The sequence below is a fragment of the Micromonospora phytophila genome, from assembly GCF_023656545.1.
Classification (GTDB): Bacteria; Actinomycetota; Actinomycetes; order Mycobacteriales; family Micromonosporaceae; genus Micromonospora; species Micromonospora phytophila.
Map to the genome: position 1 here is coordinate 1 of NZ_JAMOKF010000623.1, position 1120 is coordinate 1120.

Annotated in this window: 3 protein-coding genes; 1 reads left to right on the top strand and 2 read right to left on the bottom strand. The window is 77.0% G+C overall.

Annotation, left to right across the window (positions count from 1 at the left end):
- Both NCC78_RS31840 and NCC78_RS31845 read right to left on the bottom strand, forming a co-directional pair.
- Positions 1-310: NAD(P)H-hydrate epimerase (locus NCC78_RS31840; protein WP_250799183.1), on the bottom strand; the 310-nt coding region annotated here is incomplete at its 3' end.
- A gap of 40 nt (positions 311-350) precedes the next feature.
- The gene (locus NCC78_RS31845; RefSeq protein WP_250799186.1) at positions 351-719 is read right to left on the bottom strand and encodes a holo-ACP synthase; all 369 of its coding nucleotides are present in this window, start codon (positions 717-719) and stop codon (positions 351-353) included.
- A gap of 177 nt (positions 720-896) precedes the next feature.
- Between NCC78_RS31845 and NCC78_RS31850 the strand changes: the two genes are divergently transcribed.
- Positions 897-1120: hypothetical protein (locus tag NCC78_RS31850; RefSeq protein WP_250799188.1), on the top strand; the 224-nt coding region annotated here is incomplete at its 3' end.

Sequence of the window (1120 nt, forward strand, 5' to 3'; positions counted from 1 at the left end):
GGCCGCCGGCGGCCCGCAGCGCGGCCAGCCCCTCGGGGTGCGCCCGGCCGGGGGTCAGCAGCAGGGCCGACACCGCCGCCCCGCGCCGGGCCAGCTGCGCACCGGCGTACAGGGTGTCGCCGCCGTTGTCGCCGGAGCCGACCAGCAGCAGCACCGCGGATCCGTACACCCCGCCCCGCTCGGCGAGCAGCAGCGCGCAGCGGCGGGCCAGGCCGGCGGCGGCCCGCTTCATCAGCGTCCCGGGCGGGAGCGTGGCCATCAGGCCGGCCTCGGCCGCGCGTACGTCCCCGACCCGCCACACCGGTTTCATGCCACTCCGTCCCGGGCGTGCCGGTCCGGCACGCACCCGATCAGCGTTCCGCGACCACCATGGCCGACGCGATCCCGCCGTCGTGCGACAACGACAGGTGCCAGCGGTTGATCCCGCGTTCGGTGGCCGCGGCGGCCACCGTTCCGGAGACGGTCAGCCAGGGCCGGCCGTCCGGGTCCGGCACGATCTCGCAGTCGTGCCAGCTCAGGCCGCCGGGAGCACCGAGCGCCTTGGCCACCGCCTCCTTCGCGGCGAACCGCGCGGCCATCGACTCGGGCGAACGCGGGTTGCCGGAGCGGGTGTAGCGCTCGGCCTCGGTGAAGAGCCGGTCGGCGAGCAGCGGCGTCCGCGCCATGGCCCGGGCGAACCGGTCGACCAGGACGACGTCGATGCCGACAGCGACGATCACGGACCTCACCCTACCGGCGGGGGCGGCGGCACATTAGCCGCCGGCCGGGCCCGGGGCAACGCCTGTGGACGACCCCGCCGTACGACGGGAGGCCGTTGTCCACAGGGCGGGTGGCGCGGCACGCCGGCCGCCTAGCGTCCCGCCCGTCGATGTTCTTCCACCGGGCGGGGGCCGAAGATGACCGAGGAGCCGTTCACCGTACGGCCGGACGCGTTGCGCCGGGCCGCGGGCGCGCTCGACGACGACGCGTACCGGCTAGGGCACGGGCTGGCCGGGGTCACCGGGCTGGTGGTGCCGGCCCCGCATTGGTCGGCCGGGGCGGCGCTGATTGGGCTGGAGTCGGCCGTGCACGCGTGGTTCGGCGGGCTCGGCGCCCGGGTGGCGGTGACCGCCGAGGCGAT